The following is a 22,373-nucleotide window of genomic DNA, read 5'->3' as shown; positions in this document are numbered from 1 at the left end:
ATACTCAAAATCATTTTGAGGATCTGTAGTCATTCTTGTCAAATAAAAGTAGTCTGTTATCAAAGCTCCTTTAATATATTCTGTTTTGGTGGTGTTCTAAAAAGTATGCTGGCGATAGAAGCCAATAAAAAATCTATGCTAAGTTCTCTGATTCTATAGGGCTTTCAAGGCTTCAAAAACTGTTCAAGTTTTAATCAGCATACTTTTTGACACACCACCCAACTTTTCACTTACAACACGCAACCTTTTTAACACACGTTGATTATAAATCTTGTTTTTCAAGGTGCTAATATAATTGAGTAATACTTAACTTAGATAACATAAACCACTGATTCTAATAACTTTCATCTTGTATTATCACAGATTATTGGTTTATCGCGATTTTGCAATCTTTACTTAATTGGAGAAATTATGCGTGCTTTAACTTACCACGGTGCTAAAGATGTGCGAGTGGACAATGTCCCAGAGCCTAAACTGCAAGAAAAAGATGATGTTATTTTACGTGTGACTGCGACTGCAATTTGTGGCTCAGATTTACACCTGTATCGTGGCAAAATGCCTGCAACCGAGGAAGGCGATATCTTCGGTCATGAGTTTATGGGTGTGGTTGAAGAAGTAGGCTCTGAAGTCACTGCTGTTAAAAAAGGCGATAGAGTTGTTATTCCTTTTGTTATCGCATGTGGTAACTGCTTTTTCTGTCAGCATGACCTAATGTCTGCTTGTGAGACTACAAATACAGGCCCAGGCGCTGCTCTTAATAAAAAAATAATTCCGCCACCGGCTGCTTTATTTGGTTTTAGCCATTTATATGGTGGGATTCCTGGTGGACAAGCAGAATTTGTACGGGTTCCTAAAGGTAATTTTAATCCGTTCAAAGTACCTGGCTCACTGTCAGATGAGAAGGTTTTATTTTTATCAGATATTTTACCGACTGCTTGGCAGGCCGTGACTAATGCCAATATTACTAAAGGTTCAACCGTAGCTATTTATGGTGCGGGTCCTGTGGGGTTATTATCAGCAGCTTGTGCCAAAATGTTAGGCGCTGAGCAGATCTTCGTGGTAGATCATAATGACTACCGTTTGCAGTATGCCAAAGATACGTACGGGGCTATTCCGGTTAATTTCGATAAGGTAGATGCTGCTGAATTCATCATTGAACAGACCAAAGGGCATCGCGGCGTTGACAGCGTTATTGATGCGATTGGCTTTGAAGCCAAAGGCAGTATGCTAGAAACAATAATGACCAATTTGAAAATTGAAGGATCAAGTGGTGCAGCTTTACGTCAATGTATTGCAGCTGTGCGTCGTGGCGGGGTCGTTAGTGTTCCTGGTGTGTATGCAGGACCCATTCATGGTTTCTTATTTGGTGACGCTTTTGATAAGGGGCTTACTTTCAAAATGGGCCAAACCCATGTACACAAGTATTTACCACAATTATTAGAGTATATTGAAAATGGTGATTTATCACCTGAAGCTATTATTACTCACCGTATGAATTTGTCTGACGCTGCTAAAGGTTATGAAATTTTCGAAAAGCGTGAAGAAGAATGTCGTAAAGTCATTTTAACTCCTTAATTTTTCAAATTTACCCTTAACCTTTAACATTTAAAGGTTAGGTCATAGCTGCTTTAACGAGATTATCTTAAATAATGGTTATCGCTAAAGCAGCTAGTAAAAAAATCTTTGACTTGCTTTTCTCTGCACACGGCAAAAAAATCACCCCCCAACCGATTTTCATGGGTTTAGGGATTAAAAAACCAACTAACTGTCTTAGATGGTCTTAAAGCTTAGAAGTGTAAAGCACAATAAACTTTCTCATATTTATCAGGATCATCTTTATTAGCTACAAACCCTTTGCTAACCAACTTTACCGAGTTAAATGTTTCACCTTCATCATTAGTTATCATAACAATCAAGTTTTGATCCTCAAAACTTTGGAGTTCTTTAATCAGCTCTTTAATTGTCTTAGTTCTATCTTCCCATTGCACTATAATCTATTGTAAGTATGCCTATGACAAACCAATTTCACTGGTTCGGTTCCCTAGTGAGGACTTGAACATTAGGCTGTATGCTATTGGTGTTAGTAGCCAAAATTATTTATAGCAGCTCAGTGTACATAGAAGTGTAATTTTGAACATAAAATGGTGATACCTTCAGTATAAAGACGTTTAGAATTATCTAAGCCCCAAAAGTAGATTTCTCTTGATAAACTAGTGTTCACTAAATTGATTGTATGTTTGCGATATTAAATAGTAAGTGCCTTCATCTATTTTTATAACTTAATGACAAACGATAAAAAGAAGTAAAGGCTAATAAAAGAAGGATTTTAAGGTTATAGTTATATGAAAGCATGAGGGGTAATCTATGAGAGATAAAAGGCTCATCATACGGGCAGTAGCAGTCTTTATTTTAATTATTGGACTAACAATTATCGTTATAATTCAATTCAAATTAATGTCACTCAGCATGTTTTATAGTCTTTTTTAATTAGGGACTGTATAGAATTCACTAATTGAAAAAAATAAGCAGCGCCTTACCCTCTTGTTTACCACAGCAAAGAAAAAAGGCGTCACTTATGGCTCGCCCTAAGCTCACTAATGAGTACTGGCACAAGCTGTCTAATATATTGCGACAAATCAACATATATACCAAGCCCAATCTAAGACTCACCGTTGAAGCGATGTTATATCGCATACGATTGAGCTGTCCATGGCGTGACTTACTGTCCTGTTTTGGCAATTGGTCTAGCGTTTATCACCAATACCGCTATTGACGTAAAACAGGTAAGTGGCAAAAACTTATGGCAATCGTAACAGTAGACTATGATAGCGAATGGTTATTTATAGGTGGCAGTATGGTCAAAGCCCATCAGCATAGTACAGGTGCAGCCAGTTGTCGTGATGAAGCTATAGTAGGAGCGTGGCCGATCATAGCAGCAAGCTGCACTTAGTGGTTGATGTTTGCGGTAACCCTATCTATGTTCAGCTGACAGGCGAACAGGTACATGACTCTAAGGTAGTCAATATATTAATTAAAAGCACGACTAAGAAACAGACTCAGACGGTAGTAGCAGGCAGAGGCTATGATAGTAGCGACATTAGAGCGTGTGACTTTAAGCAGTGTGCTGAGTCGGTCATACCGGTTAAGTCTAACTTTAAAAGCAATAACGATACCTTGGATTGATATTTATATCGCTGCCGCTATTTGGTAGAAAATGCTTTTGCTAGGTTGAAGCATTTTAGAGGCATCGCCACTTGTTATGATAAGCTTAAAGACAGTTACGGGGCTGCGATCATACTAGCTTGTGTTTTTATTTGGTTGCCTTTGATTTGAATTCTATACTGCCCCCAATCTAAGTTGTAATAAACCCAAGTTATTAGTCCATAAAGTAATTGCTCAAGGGGTTGTTCTAAAGTGCTGGATGTCATGAGAGATCTCATGGCATTTTCGACTGCGTTTATTTCAATAAAAACCGCTAAGAAATGGTCTGAAACAAGTCGACCATGACAAATAATTGTTTTGTATCCTACTGCTATGAAAAATAGATATCTTGTATTTACCGATTTAGATGGAACACTACTCAATCACCAGGATTATAGTTTCGCTCCTGCAAAAGAGGCCTTAGCACTTTTAAAATATCGCTCAATTCCTCTCATTATCGCTACGAGCAAAACCTTTAGTGAAGTAGTAGTGCTTCAAAAAGAGTTAGGCATGCGGCAGCCTTTTATTGTTGAAAATGGTGCTGGGATATTTGTGCCCTCAGAGTCTGTACTTGCAAAAGAGGTGGCGTTTAAAGAGGAGTGGATAAAATTCTCTAAAGCGCACTCCTACATAGAACTGAGACTTTTTTTCACACACATGAAACAGAGCTACTCTATAAAAGGTTTTGGAGATATGAGTGTTGATGAAGTAATGCAGCATACAGGTTTGCCAAGAGAAGAGAGCCTAAATGCCATGAAACGCGACTTTAGTGAGCCTTTTTTGATGCAAGACGAAAGAGGATTTGAGGCTCTTAAAAAAGAGGCAAATGAAGAGGGCTTTGATATAGTAAAAGGGGGAAGATTTTATCACCTTGTCTCACTCCTACAAGACAAAGCAAATGCCATGCTTACACTTGCTCACATGTATGAAGAGTATTACAACCAAAAGTGTACCAAGATAGCCCTTGGTGATAGTGCAAATGACTTTACTATGATAAAAAAAGCAGATATTGGTGTTTTAGTTCCCCTCTATGATGGCTCTTTTAGTGCCATAGGAAACGCAGATATAAAAAGAGCAGCCTATCCAGGACCAAAAGGTTGGAATAGCTCTATACTGGAGATATTTGATGGACTCTAAAGCGCTTGCAAGAGAGATATTTGTCGATGCACTTGAGGCGTCTTTGCTAAAAAAATTCGTCACAAAATATGGCTAGCTTAAAGAAAAGATTTTAGGTGTAGGTAGCAAGAAATATGGTACCCCCCTAAACATAAGGCTGTAGTGGCACAAATATGATAGATGTAGCGATAATAATAAAAGGTAACCGTGCAGGTTAGAGTGCCACGCTTCGCTTGCAATGACACTTGCTGTCACTGCGAGGTTTTGAAAAATAATGGCAGTCTATAGTCGATGCACCTAAAAAGTGTTATATCGCTACTAGGATGAATTTTACGCAGCCTCTGTCTGCGTAGGCACAGCACGCAAGTAAAATTTGTGCTAGTAGCGCGTTTAAATTTATATAACCGTCTTATTTTCAACTGATCATAGTTATATGAGATAACATCAAAAGGGAGAATAAGATGTCAGATTTTTTCCAAAACGGCGTTATAACAACACTACAAAATGTGGGAAATCGCTCCTTAGAAAGCATAGAAGAAGAGTTGTTGCACTTTTCAAAACGCAGAAACATGGTGCTTTTGCTTCCCGCTCTCTACTCAGAGTTTGAAACGCCAGCGATGCAGACTATTATTGATGAGCTTAAAAACGTGAAGTATCTCTATAAAATTATACTTGGACTCGATGGTGCAACTGAGGAGCAGTTTTTAGAAGTAAAGAAACGTATGAGCATTTTGGAGTGTAGTGTTGAGGTACTTTGGAATGATGGTCCAAACGTAAAAAAGATATATAAAGAGCTTACAGATGAGGGTTTTCCTGGTTTAGACACTCCAGGAAAAGGTCGTAATGTCTGGACGATGATAGGTTATGGTCTCACAGATCAAGATAACTATGCTTTTGCCCTGCATGATTGTGACATAGTAAACTACTCACGAGCGCTTGTTGCACGGCTTTTTTACCCCATAGTACACCCCGGACTTGATTTTGAGTTTAACAAAGGCTATTACTCTCGCGTTACAAACAAGCTCCACGGTCGTGTGACCCGTCTTTTTTATACACCACTCATAAAAGCCCTCAAGATCACTTTTGGCTCAAACCAGTACTTGGAGTATATGCAGAGTTTTCGTTATGCCCTCTCTGGAGAGTTCGCATTTATCCGCTCTCTTGGTCGTGGTATTGCGATTTCTCCTACTTGGGGGCTTGAGGTTTCAACACTCTCAGAAGTTTATAACAACACCTCAAACCGTCGTATCTGTCAAACAGAAATCATGGAGAGTTATGAGCATAAACATCAAGACTTAGGCTCAAAAAGTGAAGGTGGTGGCATTTACAAGATGGCAAACGATATAGCTAAAACTCTTTTTAGAATTTTAGCTCAAGAGGGAGTGGTTTTTTCAGAAGCCTCTTTTAAAACACTCCTTGCTTCATACTACCAGCAGTCGCGTATTGAAATTTCAAAGTACAATACACTCAGTAAGATAAATGCCCTTGAGTACAACCGCCAAAATGAGATAAGGGCAGTCGAAGCTTTTGAAGAGGCTATCAAAGAAGCTGCAGCTGAATTTTGTGAGGATCCAATGGGTGTGACATCCCTCTCTCCATGGATTACAGTGCGTTCCGTTTTACCTGGCTTTTCCGATAGATTTAGAGCGATGGTAAAAGAGGAGTCAAAATGATGGTTATAATCCCAGTTCGGAATAAGTGATTCATTAAGCTGCTGATAGTAACGGTCTAATTAAAATCATAACTTATACCGTCATAACAAATCAGCGGACTTAACAATAGTTCAGCAACACTTTAAACATTCGTTATACAGACAGCCCAATTGAGTCTCTCTATATTAGATATGTCAGCTTGAAGTTTAATAATTGCTGATAGCTTATTTATAAATAAAAAAAATAAAAGATGGATGAGCTTAGTCTTGGTATAGATGCGTTGACTCAACCACTCATAAATGGAAAAGGAAAACCATAATGGACAATCAAAATGTGAACGAAAAAAGTATGGATGAACAGTACAAAAACAATCAAAAAATGGATAATGATATGAATAACCAGACACTAAAAGGCGAATGGAACCAGCTCAAAGGTTCAGTAAAACAAAAATGGGCAGATTTAACAGATGACGATCTCACCCATATCGAAGGTGACCGCGATAAATTAGTCGGTCGTGTCCAAGAGCGTTATGGTCAATCAAAAGAAGATGCTGAACGTGATGTAGACAACTGGCGTAACCAAAATAACTATTGATTATAGTGTCTTTAATAGTTATACCCTTAAAACGCAACAAGCCCGTGGCTATGGTCACGGGCTTTTTTAGTCAATCTAATTAGGACTTGATCCTTTATCAGTGTGCTATTTGTGTCGATACTTCATAGTAGCTTACTACAATGGTTAAGATAACATTGGAAGTTGATAGATTTTTGCGTAAATCAACGTACTAATAAATACGCCTAACCCGCTCAGCCAGATTATGTATACATGAGAAGTTGACCACTCGACTTTCCATACGATCTTATCTTTAGCGCTTAACCACTCCGTAATACTAATGCCAAGCGTCAACCAAAACGCACCTACAAGATAGCCGCCCAGTACATCGCTTAAATAATGCTGGTTCAGTACCACTCTGCTCAAGCCGATCAATAGGATAAAAAGTATGGCTATGGTCGTTATACGAATTTTTTGCGCAAAATTTTGGTTAAATCGAATTAGCAGGTAAGCGATAAAGCCATATAACGCCATAGCAGTCGTCGCATGACCACTTGGAAATGAAAAAGTTTGTACGGCAAGCAAGCTATTATCAGGACGCTCGCGCTCCAATACATGTTTTAGCAAATAAGTCACGGTAGTACTGCTTAAAGTAGCAATCAATAACCCTACTATGATATAGCGTTGCTGCCTTACCCAGCAGCTCAGCGCAGCAAGCAGAACCACCAAAACATAGATAGGAGTAGACGCAAAGCTGGTTATCAGCACAAAAAAACCGACACTATCAGAATCTGGTCGCAAACTTATTCGCGCTGATAAAAAATGATCTATCATTACGACAGCCCCAACAGGATTTGGTAAGGCCACAGCGTTGATTAGCGTTATAAATAACACTAATATGCAGGCCATCATCACGCATAACAGTGTCAAAGGTAGACGATAGAAATGCTGTACATCAAACTGCTGAGACAGTATTCTATAAGACTTGGGATACTTGTCTTTAAATTGTATGAAACGTTGGTTTTGTGCAAAATCTCGATGAGTCCGCGCCACATAACGAGTCACTTGTGTAAAAAGACTCTGGCCATAGCGGATAGCCACGTACTGCCATAACAACAAAACAATGATGACCAGAAAAATCAGACCAGTTAAGACGAATAATGGCTGGTTTTCTGGTATAAATGATGTCATTGTTCACCCTAGTGCTTATAATCCAAACGAGAAGATATCGAGCTCACCTTCTTCCCTCTCTTTACTTAACGCCTCAACCGCGCGCGATTCATCAAACCAGATATACTCATCAAACTGCGCCGGCAAAGAGGCATAAAAATAATGACTTTGTCGCTCAGTCTGGGGTCTATAAATGACGCCGATCGCGCGCTCAAGTCGCTCTGGAAGTAGCTTTTTACGCACCTCATCATCTAAAGGATATCGCAGCGGTAAAAGTAAGTTATCAGCGGGCGCATCGTGAAAGAGGCGCTCATAACTGTCTGGTCGCGCGTGCTGAACTTTTTTTATCTCCATCGCACCATCCCAGTCAGAAGCTGCAGCCACCGTACCATGATCGGTGCCAAAGCCGATGTTGTAGACTTTGTCGCCAAATTTTTGCCGTGCCAATTGACCTATATTTAGCTCGCCGCGAGCGCTCATTTGGGTGGCTCGAGCATCGCCGATGTGGGAATTGTGCGCCCAAACGACCGCCTTTGATTCAGACCCTTTAAAGTCAAGCACCGCCTGTAAGGTGTCCATCATGTGCTGATCGCGCTGATTCCATGAGCTGTCTGTCGCGTAATACATGGTTCGGTAATAGCGTTCGGCATCGACGATCAGCCTAGCGTTTTGTTTGGCATCAAAAAACTGCTCTTCATTGGCGGCAGCGTACTCTAAACGCTTCTTGAGTAAATCTTGCAGGTTTTTGAGTACCTCGGTCTCGCAGTCCCTATGTTGCTGAGTAATCACAGCACGGCCGTATAAAGAAGGCTCATCCGCCCAAGGCATCAAACAGCCATAACGCTCGCGGGCAATGTCTGCCGTCTTAGGATCCACGTCTTGTAAATAGCTCAAGACGCTTTCGATAGAGCCGTATAAGCTGTATAAATCCAAACCATAAAACCCTACTTTTTGCTCAGTAGATTTGCCTTTATTATAGTCATGAAGCCAATGGGTAAATGTGAGCATAGACTGATTGGCCCACATCCAAGTCGGGAATCTAGAAAACGGTTTATGTTGACGCCGCGCATCTTGCTCTTGCCCACGAATATAACGATTGATGTGCGCCGCATCCGGCCAGTCCGCTTCAGCGGTAACAATGGTAAAGCCCTTTTTCTCGATAAGCGCTTTGGTGATTTTTGCCCGCATATCATAAAATTCAGCAGTGCCATGTGACGCCTCGCCCAGCAGCACCACACGGCTATCGCCGATACGCTCTAAAAGATTGTCTAGATTGACCTCATCGATACTGGCAAAAGACTCACTTGCTTGACCAATCAATTCAGGCAAAGTTGACGCCTTTGACGTGTCCTCGCTTTTTTCTTTACTGCTTTTATCGTGCCAACCTGCCGCGCCAATTAAGGGGACAAAACGAACGCCGCCTAAATCCTCTGTTTGATAGTCCTCTTGACTGACGCGCCGAAAGCGAAGCAGCTTTTGTGATTTTAAGGAGGCACCGACAGGAATGACCAATCGCCCACCAATCGCTAACTGCTCTTTAAGCGTCTGCGGAACCTCAGGCGCTCCTGCGGCAACGATGATGGCATCAAAAGGTGCTTTGTCCGCCCAGCCAAGCGTCCCATCGCCGTGTTTGACTTGAATATTGGTATACCCCAGCGCGTTGAGTTTGGCCTTCGCTGTATCGGCCAATGCCTTGTGGCGCTCAATCGTATAGACAGTATCGCAAATCTCCCCAAGCACGGCGGCGGCATAGCCTGATCCTGTCCCAACCTCAAGCACGCGGTCACCTGATTGCAGCTCAAGCGCGGCTGTCATTAAGGCCACAATATAAGGCTGCGAGATGGTCTGACTCTCTTCAATAGGTAAAGGGGCATCCCTATAAGCAGAATCGATAAGATCGGCAGGTATAAATTTTTCACGCGGCACGCTACCTAGTGCATCCAGTACCGTTTGATCATGTAGACCCCGCGCTACGAGCTGGTCATCTATCATCTGCTGTCTGCGAGCTTTAAAGTTATCCATGATGATTTCCTTGATTTTCATTTTGGAGGTTTCAATAATCTAAAAGTTGCAAGATTCTAGATATCGTCAGTCCTAAACAAAGTAGATAAAAAAATATCTACCTGAAGAAAATTCAATTTTAGCTGGAGGTTTTTAAAAATAACATCAATAATTTTTAACTTGCTTGTAATCTTTTTAAAATTAATACCCTGTATTTATTCTATAAACCTACGCCAATCTCAACTTATCGTAGGCCTTTGATTTTTATAGAATTTAAAATTTTAATTGTTTTAACTGAAATTTTAAAAACTAAGTAAACCAATACCTTAGAAAAATAAGTTGAGAGTGGGGTAAACCTACAATTCGTTTATTAAAAAACACGTAGTTTGCCAATAGAGTTTAACAATTATTAAGCCAAATATTATTTAGGCTACGGCTAATGATTATCTAATTCAATGTGATTGTATCTATTCTGTGTAGGGTTAACGTAATATATTTATTTTGAATTACATATGTTTAAGGTATACCCCAACGGAACCAGTAATTTCACCCTTAAAACCTATTAACAGACCACTTAAAACAGACTGGTATAATGGAACTACTAATAATAGACCGCTAGACTTTTTTAACTCTTACTCTTATGACATCACCGATACCCATTTTCTTGCATTTGATGAGCATTTTACTGACCAAAGTTCAATTTACTCATCAATGCTGAATAAGTCTTTCCGTCTTTTTCACAGTGAATCAATCACAAGTTTATAAGCAAAGCAAACCACAGCAATTCTTGCTAGAATAATCGCAGTCTTTTAACCATTATTAAGTTCACTTATGCCTGCATTTGCTATTAAACCGCTTACTATTCTTCATACCTCCGACTGGCATTTGGGACGCAGACTTTATGGGCGCATGCGTTATGAGGAATTTGAAGCCTTTTTAAGTTGGCTACAAGAGACCATTAGCGCGCAAAAAGTGGACGTACTTATCGTAGCCGGTGATATCTTTGACACCATGACCCCAAGTAACAGAGCCCAAGCGCTGTATTATGAGTTTTTAGGTAAAGTATCAAAATTGTGCTGCGAGCATATAGTCATCGTCGCGGGCAACCACGACTCCCCGACTTTTTTAGATGCCCCCAGTCAAGTCTTAAAGTTTCTAAATGTCCATGTCATCGGTACTGCTTGTGACGATTTAAATGATGAAGTGTTGGTTTTAGACGCGATTGATGGCACACCGCATTGTATTATCGCCGCTGTACCCTATCTGCGCGACCGCGATGTGCGTGGTAGCCATGCTGGCGAGTCAGCGGATAGCAAAGATACCAATGTTATCAAGGGTATTCGAGCGCATTATGATGAAGTGGCTAGCATTGCCAAAGCAAGACAGGAGCATTTAAGCGACGCTCATCAGCGCCATATTCCTATTATTGCGACGGGACATTTATTCGCCGCAGGTAGTAAAACTACAGAAGATGATGGCGTGCGCGATCTTTATGTTGGCTCGCTCGGTCAAATCTCCGCTGATATGTTTGATGAGTGCTTTGATTATGTGGCACTGGGGCATTTACATGTGCCGCAACGCGTCGGCGGCTGTGAGCATATCCGCTATTCAGGCTCGCCTATCGCCATGGGTTTTGGCGAAGCAAAGCAGCAAAAACAAGTGTTATTGGTAGAGTTTGGCGAAGTAGAAAAATCTTTATCTGATGAAAGTACTATTCTTCAGCCTGCCAATACTACAAGTAAGGTTAAAAAAGTCGCGAAAAAAGCAGCCATTCAAACGCCTGAATTTATGGATGATTTATTTGCTTTTGTTGAGCAAGAAGAAAGCGCCGCAATTAACGTCGATGAAAAACCCTTTACTCAGTCAAAGGCGATGCAGCTTGATTCTACTTTTACAACGTCTGATTTAACTTCCCAACGACTGCATCATGATGAGTCACGGCAAATGCAGGTAATCTCGCTGCCGATTCCTTGCTTTCAAAAACTGGCGCAGATAACGGGCGATTTGACCGCCATCGCTGCTACGATAAAATCATTAAAGCCCTCAGAGTCTATTTGGCTAGAAGTGATTTATGACGGTGATGAAATCGTCAATGAGCTGCGTGAAGAAGTGAATGCCATGATCGAGGGTTTCACTTGCGAAGTGTTAAAAATCAAAAATACGCGCACCTACAATAAAGTCCTCAATCAGCAGCAATCTTCTGTAACCTTACAAGATTTAAATGAGCTTGATGTGTTTGATAAATGCTTAGAAATCAATGGCATTGCCGATACCCAAAAAGCCTCATTACGCAGCGCCTATCAGCAGATACTCCATAATATCTACCATGATGACGTTCAAGCTGAATAAATGAGCAATGAGCGCGGCATCAAAACATAAGTTCCAAAGCCCAATCACAACCATCCATTCAAACGACAAAGACCGACACATGCGCCTAATCGAACTGCGACTCAAAAACTTAAACTCTTTAAAGGGCGAATGGCATATCGATTTCGCTGATTCCGCGTTTATCAATGAAGGCATATTTGCCATTACTGGACAGACCGGCGCTGGCAAGACCACGATTTTGGATGCGATTTGTCTGGCGCTATATGGTGAGACGCCGCGGATCAATAACATCAGTAAAAGTAGCAACGAGGTCATGACGCGGCAAACGGCAGAGTGTTTCGCGGAAGTGGTCATTGATTTAAATGGCACGCAATATCGCTGCCGCTGGGGGCAGCGCCGCGCTTATGGCAAGGCGGATGGTAACTTGCAAGATGCCACCCATGAGATTGCTTTGGTAACGCCCAAAACTGACGATGACAGTAATGCCGATAGCAAAGATGACAAGCTTAAAGGCGATGAAATACTAGAAAGCAAACTCTCACGCACCAAAGAAAAAATTGTTGAGCTGACACGAATGGATTTTCAGCAGTTCACGCGTTCAATCTTACTGGCGCAGGGCAGTTTTTCCGCGTTTTTAAAGGCTAAGGCCGATGAGCGCGCCGATATCTTAGAAAAAATCACGGGTACAGATATCTACGCGACGATATCGACCCATGTTTTTGAAAAAAAACGCGCGGAAGAAGAAATTTTAAATAAACTACAGTTTGGCTTAGAGGGTTTAACTTTGTTAGACGCCGATGAAGAAGCGCTGATTAAGGAAAAATTAACCTTGCATCAAACCGCGCAAACCCAGCAGCAACAACAGTATCAACGTCTGCAAGCGCAAATCAATTGGCTCGATACGGTGGCAGAATTAGAAAAAAACGTCGATAATCATCAAAACGAGGTTACGGTTGCCAAGCAAGCGCAGGCAGATTTCGCTCCTGACGCTAAGCGTCTTAACGCCGCCAATAAAGCCTTGGAGATTGACAGCCAATACAGTCAACTTGCCTATAATCGTAATGACGTTAAACGTTTGCAAAATGATCAGCAGGCACTAAATCATCAGCTGCCGCAGCAACAAGAGCGCCTTGCGCACGCGGTGAATGCGCTAAAAGCAGCTGACACTGATACGCAGAGCGCCTATGACGAGCTGCAAATCACGTTACCAAAAATTGCTCACGCTCGTAAGCTCGATGGGGCAATCGCCCAGCAAATGCAGGTGTTAGACGATCAGCAGCAAAGAAAACAACGCCTGGCGACCAATACGCAAGGCTTACGCCAAGAGATAGAAAATCATACCGTCCAATTCAATCAGGACAAGGCCCAGTTAGCAACGATAGAAAAATATTTGATTAACGCCGCCGCTTTGCACGATATAGATACCGATGCGGCAAATTTTGATAGTCATGGCAGCCGCTTAAAAGCGCTGCTGCAAGATAATGCCGCTTTGGCAAACGAAAAAATTGCTCATCATCAGCAATCAATCCAATATCAAACCAATCTTGATCAATGTCAGCAGCAGCAAGATGCGACCAACGCTTTGATTGCCAAAGCGCGTGAAGCGCTAGCCACTTTGCAAAAACAGCAGGCAGCATTAACCCAAACGCAGTCATTGGCTGCTATACGTGATGAGCAAGAGCAGATTGAGCACACGCACAGCCAGATAGAGCAAGTGAGCTCTAAGGCACAGCAAATTGAAGCGCTTGCTAGCCAAATCAATAAGATAAACACTGTCCTGCCGACCATTAATGTTACCTTGACCAAACTGGCGGCGAGCATTACTGACAACGAAGCGCTTATGGCAGACGCCAAAGACCGACGTCAAGATAAGCAAAAGCTGCTCGATTCATGGCAACAGGTTGCCAGTTTAGAGCGTTATATTACCCAACTAAAAGAGGGCGATCCTTGCCCGCTTTGCGGTGCGCGCGAGCATCCTTATGGCGCCCATCATCCTGTATTGAACAAAGAGCCATCCGAAGTGGCTCAAACGCAGCAGCAAATAAGCGAGCTGGATACGACGATAAATACGCTAGAACAAACCATCTCCAAGCAGCGTATTGAATATGCCACCACACAAAATCAGATTAAGCAGTTGCACAAGCAAAAAACCCCACTCTATGAGCAGATAAAAAAACTGGGCGCGGACAGCAATGACTTAATACAGCCGCTTTTGGCTAAAACCTATTCTAACGCCGTGACTGAAAGCATGACTCAGCTTGGCCAAATTGGCATAGATATGGATTTGTTGAGTGAACAAATAGCTGACGACTCAACAGATTGCACACTGATAAAAGAGCGCTTAATAAAAGATGGTTTGTTATTGCTAGAGACGATTAAAGACCAACTCAGTAAGCGCAAGCAGTCTTTAAAAGACACGCTTACACAACATGAAGCACTAAGCGATGAGCTTGCTAAAACGAATAAAACCATTGAGACGTTTGAAAAGCAGCAGTATCAGCTTGCCACTGATATTCATGAGATTAAGAGCAATAGTCAAATAAGCACGCTGGCTTTGGATGCTATCGAGAAAAAAATCTCGACGAATTTTGCCGAATTAACGCAGCTTAAAGACGCTATATTGGCGATATTAAATAAATATCTTGCGGGCAAGTATGAGCTAGATGCCGTTACCAAACCTGCTGCTTTACAGCCGCTGCTAGCGAGTATTGACCAGCAAGTTATGCTAAATAAAGCTGACTATGAGGTTCACCTTGATACGCTGCGTCAGCAGCGTAGTAGTTTGGTGCAATTAAAGCAGCAGTTTACTGCTTATAAAAATGCCCAACAAAACCTAATCACTGCGCTTAGCAGCATTACCGTGCAAATCGAAACCAAGCAAGCCCAGTTGGATAAACAAAAGGTTGAGCTTGATGATTTGCTGCAAGCAATTATTGCGAAAACCGAGACACTGGCACAATTAACCACTGAGCGGCGTGATATTTTTGCAGACAATATTTTTGCAGATAACGTGCCGAACATTGGTGTTGATAATAGCAACATGAATATCAATCCTGATGCAGAAGAAGCAAGGTTACGCACTGTCCTTGAACAGGCGCATAGCGAACAAGCAGTAGCGCAGCGGCAGTTAGATAGTGCTGAGCTCACTCTCAAACAATTACAACGACAGCAGCAGTTGCTTGCCGAGCAATTAACGACCGCTAGCACTGCTCTGACGACGCAAGAAGATATTTTTAAAACCGCGCTCGCCAGCTCTGACTTTAGCGATGAAGCAGAATTCATGCGCGCGCGCCTGCCAGCTGCCGAGCGTCATCACTTAACCGAGCAGCAGCAGCAAATCAACGATACGCTCAAGCAAGCGCAATCCCTATTGACTCAAACCTTGCAAGCACTGGCGGAGAAAAAAGCCAACCCTTTAACCACTGAAGATAGAGAGTCGCTGGCTGAGCAGCAGCAATTGGCACAAAATGAATTGCAGCGCTTGATTGAAGCAATCGGCGCCATGAGCCAACAGCTCAAAGACAATGAAGAGAAAAAAGGCAACCAGCAGGCTCAGCGCCAAGCCATTGCTCATCAAAAAGACACCTTGCAAGTCTGGCGACAGCTCAATGAACTGATAGGCTCAAGCAGTGGCAAAAAGTATCGTACCTTTGCCCAAGGTCTGACCTTTGATATCATGGTGACCCATGCCAATGCCCAACTGCATAAAATGAGCGATCGCTATTTGCTGGCGCGTGACGACAATAGTCCGCTCGAGCTCAATGTCATTGACAACTATCAAGGTGGCGAGAGACGCAGCACTAAAAATCTCTCTGGCGGTGAAGGCTTTATTATCAGCCTAGCATTAGCGCTCGGACTGTCGCAGATGGCCAGTCATAATATTCGCGTCGATTCGTTATTTTTGGACGAAGGCTTTGGCACCCTTGATGAGGAATCACTGGATATCGCCCTCGATACCTTGACCAGCTTACAGCAAGAAGGCAAATTGATTGGCGTCATCTCGCACGTGCAGGCGCTAAAAGAGCGTATTTTGACCCAAATTCAAGTCACTAAGCTCTCAGGTGGCTTTAGTAAAATCACTGGACAAGGCTGTTATCATATTGCCAGTTAATGGCTAAAGTAATTTTAAGGTGGCACATTTATGCATACTCTATTTAAAATTATTTATATTAATGCGCGTTTGCTTACTGCTTTTATATTTACCATTACTGCTTTTACTTTAAGTTTGACGTCTGCGCAGGCGACGATTAATTGCGCCGGAACTTTACCCAGTAGCTACTTTGAGCGTATTGAAAATAATACGCCGTTTGCTGGCAAGTTGATCGAACAAGCTGACGGGTCGCAGCAGCTGCAAGACCTAAGTGGTCATGTTGTCATGGATAATTTGTCCGATGCTTATATCGTGATGGACAGCTATGTGCTTGCTAAGCAGGATAGTAAATACGGCGTTATCAATGCTGCTGGCAAGATTATTGTCCCTTTTGAATATGACGCTATTCAAACCGAGCCGGATATCGCAACCAGCTTTATTGTCAGCGTCAAATCATCAGATGCGACAACCAGACAAGGTATTATCAATCGTCATGGTGATTGGATTTTTCCACTAACTACGGCACCTATCGAGCATGCGCACTACGATTCTGATCATGACCAAGATTATTTTAAAATAACTAGCAATCAAGGGCGCACAGGACTGCTTGATGATAAAGGCTACTGGGCAATCATGCCAAAGTATAAGGCGATTCATCCGTTAAATGCTTGTACAGGTCAGCTTTTATATTTGCAAGTGAGCTTAAACGACGAGACAGCACTCATTGACCAACATAACCAAGTCATCATTCCGTTTGCCGCCCATCAACATATCGAAGCGTTTAATACTTCTGCTAAGCCGCCGCTATTTTTGCGCAGTACGTTAGTCGATGGTAGCACCGCTACAGGCATGAGCGAAGATATCCAAGACGAGATTGTTAGCGCGCAGATTATCGATGCCAATGGTAAGTTAATCCTCGCATCAGACGCCCCCATCAGAAAGCTGCTATACCATCAGCTTTATACTTATAAGCAAGCGGGCAAGTTTGGCATTATGAATGATAAAGGTGATGTGATACTAACACCTCAATTTGCTAGCTATCGTGACGATGGTGAGAAAGTCTGGGTTGAAAAAGACGGCAAAATGCGCCGTTTAAATACCTTTATAACCTTAAATTAGCCTTTTTAGTTTTCTTTTTATTATTGAAAAACAAAAAATCACCGTTAACTCATAACGGTGATTTTTTTCTATAAACATATAGTCTGGATTTTCTGTAATTTGCTATCTGGCTTATTTTTTAGCTTATTACTTACTTACCAGCCCACTAAGCTCACTCATCAATACCGATAACGTTGATAAACTAATATCACTTTCATCATTGCTATCAATTTTTTGCATCTCAGCGGTGATGGAATCAAGCTGACTTTCATGACGAGATTTCCAGTCATTAAAGGCTTGTTTGGCATCAGGCTGCTTTAATAAAGTATCCATCAGCATACGCAGACTGCGCGAAACTTCGTTGACAAGGGCATGACGCGCACGGCGATCCCAGTGGTCTTGCTGCGGTAAGGTGGCGATATTGTCCATCATCCAATCTAGCTGTAAAACGTGATAGGCCTCAAAGTATAAAGTGGCAATCTCATCGACTGGGCGTTCATACTGCTCAGCCAACAGCGCGGCATCTAGCGCATCGACATGGTACGGCAACATCGCGAACATCGCCGCGTCATCCGCAGACAGCTCGTCTTCCGTTAAGCTTGTGATGTCTTCTTGCAAATACTCTGAGAATTGCTGCTCGATAAAACCGCCTGCTTTGGTCAATTTTTCCACACTGTCTTCAAAGCGCTCGATCATATCGGCAACTTGTAAATCCTGACCAAAGGCATTGATAAACCACACTACGCCATTTTCAAGCGCATCACGCAAACGTAGCTCAAGCTCAAGTAGCAAGGTGGCATCGACTTGATTGTCTAGTGACTCAAGTTTTTCCCAAGCTTTTGATACATGGAAGACATCACGAGCAATCGCATAGCCGCGCGCAATCGTAGCAAGCGTTTGCCCCGTTTCCTCAAATAAACGGAATAAGGCTTCGATACCCAAACGGTTGACGATGCTATTGGTCAAATAAGTACTGATGATTTCACGGTGCAGGCGATGTTCTTTCATCTCATCAAAGAAGTTTGCTGCCAGCTCATCAGGGAAGTATTGGCGCAGCTCATTAACGAAATACGGCGCATCAGGCAAATCTGACGCCAACAAATTATCGTACACCCACATTTTGCCGTAAGCCATCACAACTGCCAGCTCTGGATTGGTGAGACCTGTGCCCGCTTTTTGACGCTTGGCAATCTCTTCATCCGATGGCAGATATTCAATGGCGCGATCAAGACGTCCTTCGCTTTCTAACATTTGAATAAAGCGTTGATGGTCACTTAAATTTGCCGCCGCGCGTAGATGGCTGAGCTCAAGCGCCTGTGGTTGTAGATAGTTTTGGCGCAGTACCAATTCAGCGACCGTATCGGTCATAGACTCTAACAGCTCATTACGCTGCTTGAGCGTCATGTCGCCTTGCTCAACCACTTTACCCAGTAAAATCTTAATATTGACTTCATGATCCGAGCAGTTGACGCCGCCTGAGTTGTCAATGGCATCGGTATAAATGCGCCCGCCCGTTTGTGCGTATTCGATACGCCCTTGCTGGGTAAAGCCTAAGTTACCGCCTTCGCCAACGACCGCCGCCCGCAGCTCACCACCGTTGACGCGCACGGCATCATTGGCGCGGTCACCAACATCGGCATGACTTTCATTGGCGCTTTTCACGTAAGTTCCGATACCGCCATTCCAAATCAAATCAACTGGCGATTTTAGCAGCGCGCTGATTAACTCGTTGGGTGCAAGGCTATCTTCACTGATATCAAATAATGCTTTCATCTCAGGGCTAATAACAATGGTTTTATCTTGACGTGAGAACACGCCACCACCTTGGCTGATGAGCGATTTTTCATAGTCGTCCCACGTTGAACGCGGCAGATTAAATAAACGCTCACGCTCGGTATAAGACGCGGCGGTATCTGGGTTTGGATCGATAAAGATATGTAGATGGTTAAAGGCTGCGACCAACTTAGTATGTGTGGATCTGAGCATGCCGTTACCAAAAACGTCGCCACTCATATCGCCAATACCAACAACGGTGAAATCATCACGGTTTTGAATGTCCATACCGCGCATACGGAAGTGGCGCTTGACCGACTCCCAACCACCGCGAGCGGTGATACCCATGGCTTTATGGTCATAACCGACCGAGCCGCCTGAAGCAAAGGCATCATCGAGCCAAAAGTTATACTCGCTTGATAAGGCATTGGCGATATCTGAGAAGGTAGCGGTACCTTTATCAGCAGCAACGACTAAGTACGGGTCATCTTCGTCGTGACGCACCGTATTGGCTGGCGGGACAATTTTGCCATCGACAATATTGTCGGTCACATCCAGCATACCGCGCAGGAACGCTTGATAACAGGCGATGCCCTCTGCTTGGAAAGCTTCACGGCCATCAGCCATGGTTTTGGTCTTGACGATAAAACCGCCTTTGGAGCCAACCGGGACAATGACCGCGTTTTTGACCATTTGCGCTTTGACTAGACCAAGTACTTCGGTACGGAAATCTTCCATACGGTCCGACCAGCGCAGCCCGCCGCGAGCGACTTTACCGCCGCGTAAATGCACCGCTTCAACGCGCGGTGAATAAACAAATATCTCAAACATAGGCTTAGGTTTGGGTAAGTTTGGAATATCTGCCGCCAAAAACTTAAACGATAAACGGTCTTTACGTTGACCATCTGCTTCTCTTTGATAGAAGTTGGTACGCACCATGGCATTAATCAAATCTAAATACCAACGCAGGATACGATCTTCATCTAAACTACTGACACCAGCCAAGGCGCTGTTGATTTGCTCTCGAGTTTGACTGGTTTTGCTGGCGCGCTCCTCTTCACTGTATTTAGGATTCATGCGCGCATCGAATAGCTCGCTTAAGGCAATGCTAATGGCACTATTTTTTACCACGGTTTGCTGAATATAAGCACTAGAGAACGGCGCTTTTGCTTGCATCATATAACGCGATAAGGCACGCAGTACCACCACATCGTACGTATCGAGTTTGGTGGTTAATACCAGCTCATTAAAGGAATCACTCTCAACGCGCCCTGCCCATATTTGCTTAAGGCTATCTTCAAACTGCGCGCGTACCACTTGCATATCGATGGTGTCAACATGTTCCAATACCAGCTCATACTCTTGCATCCAAATCGGCTGCTCTGGTAAATCGAACTCATAGGTTTGGGCAGAAATGACCGATACGCCAAAGTTTTCTAGTACCGGCAAGACTTTTGAGAGAATCACAGGGTTTTGGCGACCATATAGTTTTAGGTGCAGCTGATTGCTGGCGCCGCCCGTTGACTTATATAAATGCCAAATCATTGGCTGCTCGTCATTTAAACTCGCCAGACGTTTGGTATCTTCGACCGCCGTCCGCGCATCAAAGCGTTCTTGATAGGCTGCTGGAATATAGCTTAAGAAGCGGCGCATTAAGGCATTTGCTTGCTGCTCGCCGACATTATCGAGCAGCATTTTTTGATAATTATCGCGCCATGATTGCATGAGAGCCGACAGCTTATCCTGTAGCGCCGCCGTATCCACGTCATTCACTTGACCCGGTATCGTACGCACATGGACGTGGACGCGGGCGTGTTCTGATTCGTTAAATTCCGTGGTAAAGCCAGATGACGTACCGCCGTAAGCGTCTTTTAAGACGTTTTGTACTTTAATACGCAGCTCGGTATTGAATTTATCACGTGGAATATAGACCAAGCAGGATACAAAGCGCTGATAATGATCGACTCGGCTAAATAAGCGCAAGCTTTTTTTATCTTGCAATTGGCTAATACCAGAGACGATAGGATATAACTCTTCAACGCTGGCTTGAAACAAATCATCGCGCGGTAAAGAGTTAATCACATGCATCATTTTATGATACGCATGACCATCACGTGGTAAATCCGCCATCGCCATGATTTTATTGGCTTTTTCACGTAGCAGCGGAATCTGTTGTACGCTTAGCTGATAGGCTTGCGCGGTAAATAGACCGATAAAGCGATATTCGCCAATCAGCTTGCCATGGTCATCAAACTTATGAATGCCTAAAAAATCCATGTATACCGGGCGATGAACGGGTGACACACGGCTTGATTTAGACAACATCAATACGCGTGGCTCGGTTAATAACTTTTTTAGATTATGAGGCAACTCATCAAAGCTTTTTGAGAGCGTATCCTCACTTCCGCCGCGCAACAGGCCAAGCCCACTATTACCAATGGCAAATAAGTCTAAATTGTCATCATTTTCTAAGCGGTACTCGCGATAGCCTAAAAAGATAAAATGCTCGTCTAATACCCAATCCAAAAACGCTTGAATTTCTTGCGGCGAATAATACACTTCGGGTAGATTTTGACCAGCCAGCTCCGCTTTTATATCGGTCAGCTTGCCGCGTATCTGCTGCCAGTCATCAACGACGATATCAAGGGTATCGATTTTTGCCAGCAGCATCTGCTTTAATGCCGCCAACTCGTCATTGTTTTGATAAGCGATTTCGCAATGAATCAAAGACATTTTTGAGGTGTCGCTTTCATGCGCACTTTCGACATGAGTGATATCGCCATTTTCATCGCGCTCGACGCCAATAATAATATTATAAGTACGATGGACGTCGATACCTTCTGCTTCCAAGCTCATTAAAATGGTATCGACCAAAAATGGTCTGTCGTAAGCGACTATTTGTATAACCGTATGCGAGCTATGAAAATGCTGCTCTTCTGCGATGGGGTTTAAAATAGCAAGCTGCGGCTGACTGCCGTCATAAGCTTTGAGCAAGGTGAAATGATGCAGCGCCATACCAGCCAAATCCATATTACTGATATCTTTCGCCACTTCTTGATGCAACGTCTGATAATAGCTATGAATAAAATGGTCAAATAGCGATTTGTCTTTTTGTACATAACTGGTGGCAATATCGCTTATCTGGCTGATCCGCTCTTTTGCGATATTTAAGTTGTGAGGCATATCCATTGTCCTTTGTTATAGGTTTGTCGTTCTCGTTTTTGCAATAACCAATCATTGGTATCTACTAGTGCCAACCTATCAAAGTGTAACGCACTGCGGCGTCTAGCAAAAGCGTACAACATCATTTCATGAATCAGCAATATGTCGATAACCTTTGATAATGAGACAGTTAATGAGAGAGTCTTTAATAATTAAGACAATAACATCCT

Annotated in this window: 10 protein-coding genes and 1 pseudogene; 8 read left to right on the top strand and 3 right to left on the bottom strand. The window is 42.9% G+C overall.

Annotation, left to right across the window (positions count from 1 at the left end; genetic code table 11):
• The first annotated feature begins 411 nt into the window (after positions 1–411).
• The 5 genes and pseudogenes from AB8P72_RS06535 (at position 412) to AB8P72_RS06515 (ending at position 6,563) form a co-directional block, all read left to right on the top strand.
• Positions 412–1,575, top strand: coding sequence for a zinc-dependent alcohol dehydrogenase (locus AB8P72_RS06535; protein ID WP_305935734.1), 1,164 nt, complete (start codon positions 412–414; stop codon positions 1,573–1,575).
• A gap of 1,000 nt (positions 1,576–2,575) precedes the next feature.
• A pseudogene (locus AB8P72_RS06530) lies at positions 2,576–3,333 on the top strand (IS5 family transposase).
• 201 nt (positions 3,334–3,534) lie between these two features.
• Entirely contained in the window at positions 3,535–4,338 is an 804-nt protein-coding gene (locus tag AB8P72_RS06525) for a mannosyl-3-phosphoglycerate phosphatase (protein WP_198327798.1), read from the top strand.
• A 440-nt stretch (positions 4,339–4,778) separates the two neighbouring features.
• The gene (locus AB8P72_RS06520; protein ID WP_198327799.1) at positions 4,779–5,990 is read left to right on the top strand and encodes a glycosyl transferase; all 1,212 of its coding nucleotides are present in this window, start codon (positions 4,779–4,781) and stop codon (positions 5,988–5,990) included.
• A gap of 369 nt (positions 5,991–6,359) precedes the next feature.
• Positions 6,360–6,563: a CsbD family protein gene (locus tag AB8P72_RS06515; RefSeq protein ID WP_198327862.1), complete on the top strand. Its 204-nt coding sequence runs from the start codon at positions 6,360–6,362 to the stop codon at positions 6,561–6,563.
• Between the two features lie 144 nt (positions 6,564–6,707).
• Here the strand turns inward: AB8P72_RS06515 and AB8P72_RS06510 are convergent, their stop codons facing one another.
• Together AB8P72_RS06510 and AB8P72_RS06505 are read right to left on the bottom strand one after the other, a co-directional pair.
• A complete protein-coding gene (locus AB8P72_RS06510; protein WP_198327800.1) occupies positions 6,708–7,712 on the bottom strand; it encodes a phosphatase PAP2 family protein in 1,005 nt (334 codons plus the stop codon).
• Between the two features lie 15 nt (positions 7,713–7,727).
• Positions 7,728–9,713: a protein-L-isoaspartate(D-aspartate) O-methyltransferase gene (locus AB8P72_RS06505; protein WP_198327801.1), complete on the bottom strand. Its 1,986-nt coding sequence runs from the start codon at positions 9,711–9,713 to the stop codon at positions 7,728–7,730.
• A gap of 810 nt (positions 9,714–10,523) precedes the next feature.
• Between AB8P72_RS06505 and AB8P72_RS06500 the strand changes: the two genes are divergently transcribed.
• From AB8P72_RS06500 to AB8P72_RS06490, 3 genes are all read left to right on the top strand, one after another.
• Positions 10,524–12,041, top strand: coding sequence for an exonuclease SbcCD subunit D C-terminal domain-containing protein (locus AB8P72_RS06500; protein ID WP_369958246.1), 1,518 nt, complete (start codon positions 10,524–10,526; stop codon positions 12,039–12,041).
• A gap of 79 nt (positions 12,042–12,120) precedes the next feature.
• On the top strand, positions 12,121–16,131 hold the full coding sequence (locus tag AB8P72_RS06495) for an SbcC/MukB-like Walker B domain-containing protein (protein ID WP_369958245.1): 4,011 nt from the start codon (positions 12,121–12,123) through the stop codon (positions 16,129–16,131).
• 30 nt (positions 16,132–16,161) lie between these two features.
• Positions 16,162–17,229, top strand: coding sequence for a WG repeat-containing protein (locus tag AB8P72_RS06490; protein WP_313206077.1), 1,068 nt, complete (start codon positions 16,162–16,164; stop codon positions 17,227–17,229).
• 126 nt (positions 17,230–17,355) lie between these two features.
• On the opposite strand, the gene AB8P72_RS06485 is transcribed toward AB8P72_RS06490, so the two are convergent.
• On the bottom strand, positions 17,356–22,164 hold the full coding sequence (locus tag AB8P72_RS06485; RefSeq protein WP_306495836.1) for an NAD-glutamate dehydrogenase: 4,809 nt from the start codon (positions 22,162–22,164) through the stop codon (positions 17,356–17,358).
• Positions 22,165–22,373: the final 209 nt, after the last annotated feature.

Source organism: Psychrobacter sp. CLB018, from assembly GCF_041222815.1.
In the GTDB taxonomy this organism is placed as follows: Bacteria; Pseudomonadota; Gammaproteobacteria; order Pseudomonadales; family Moraxellaceae; genus Psychrobacter; species Psychrobacter faecalis.
This window is presented reverse-complemented; position numbering and strand designations above follow the sequence as displayed.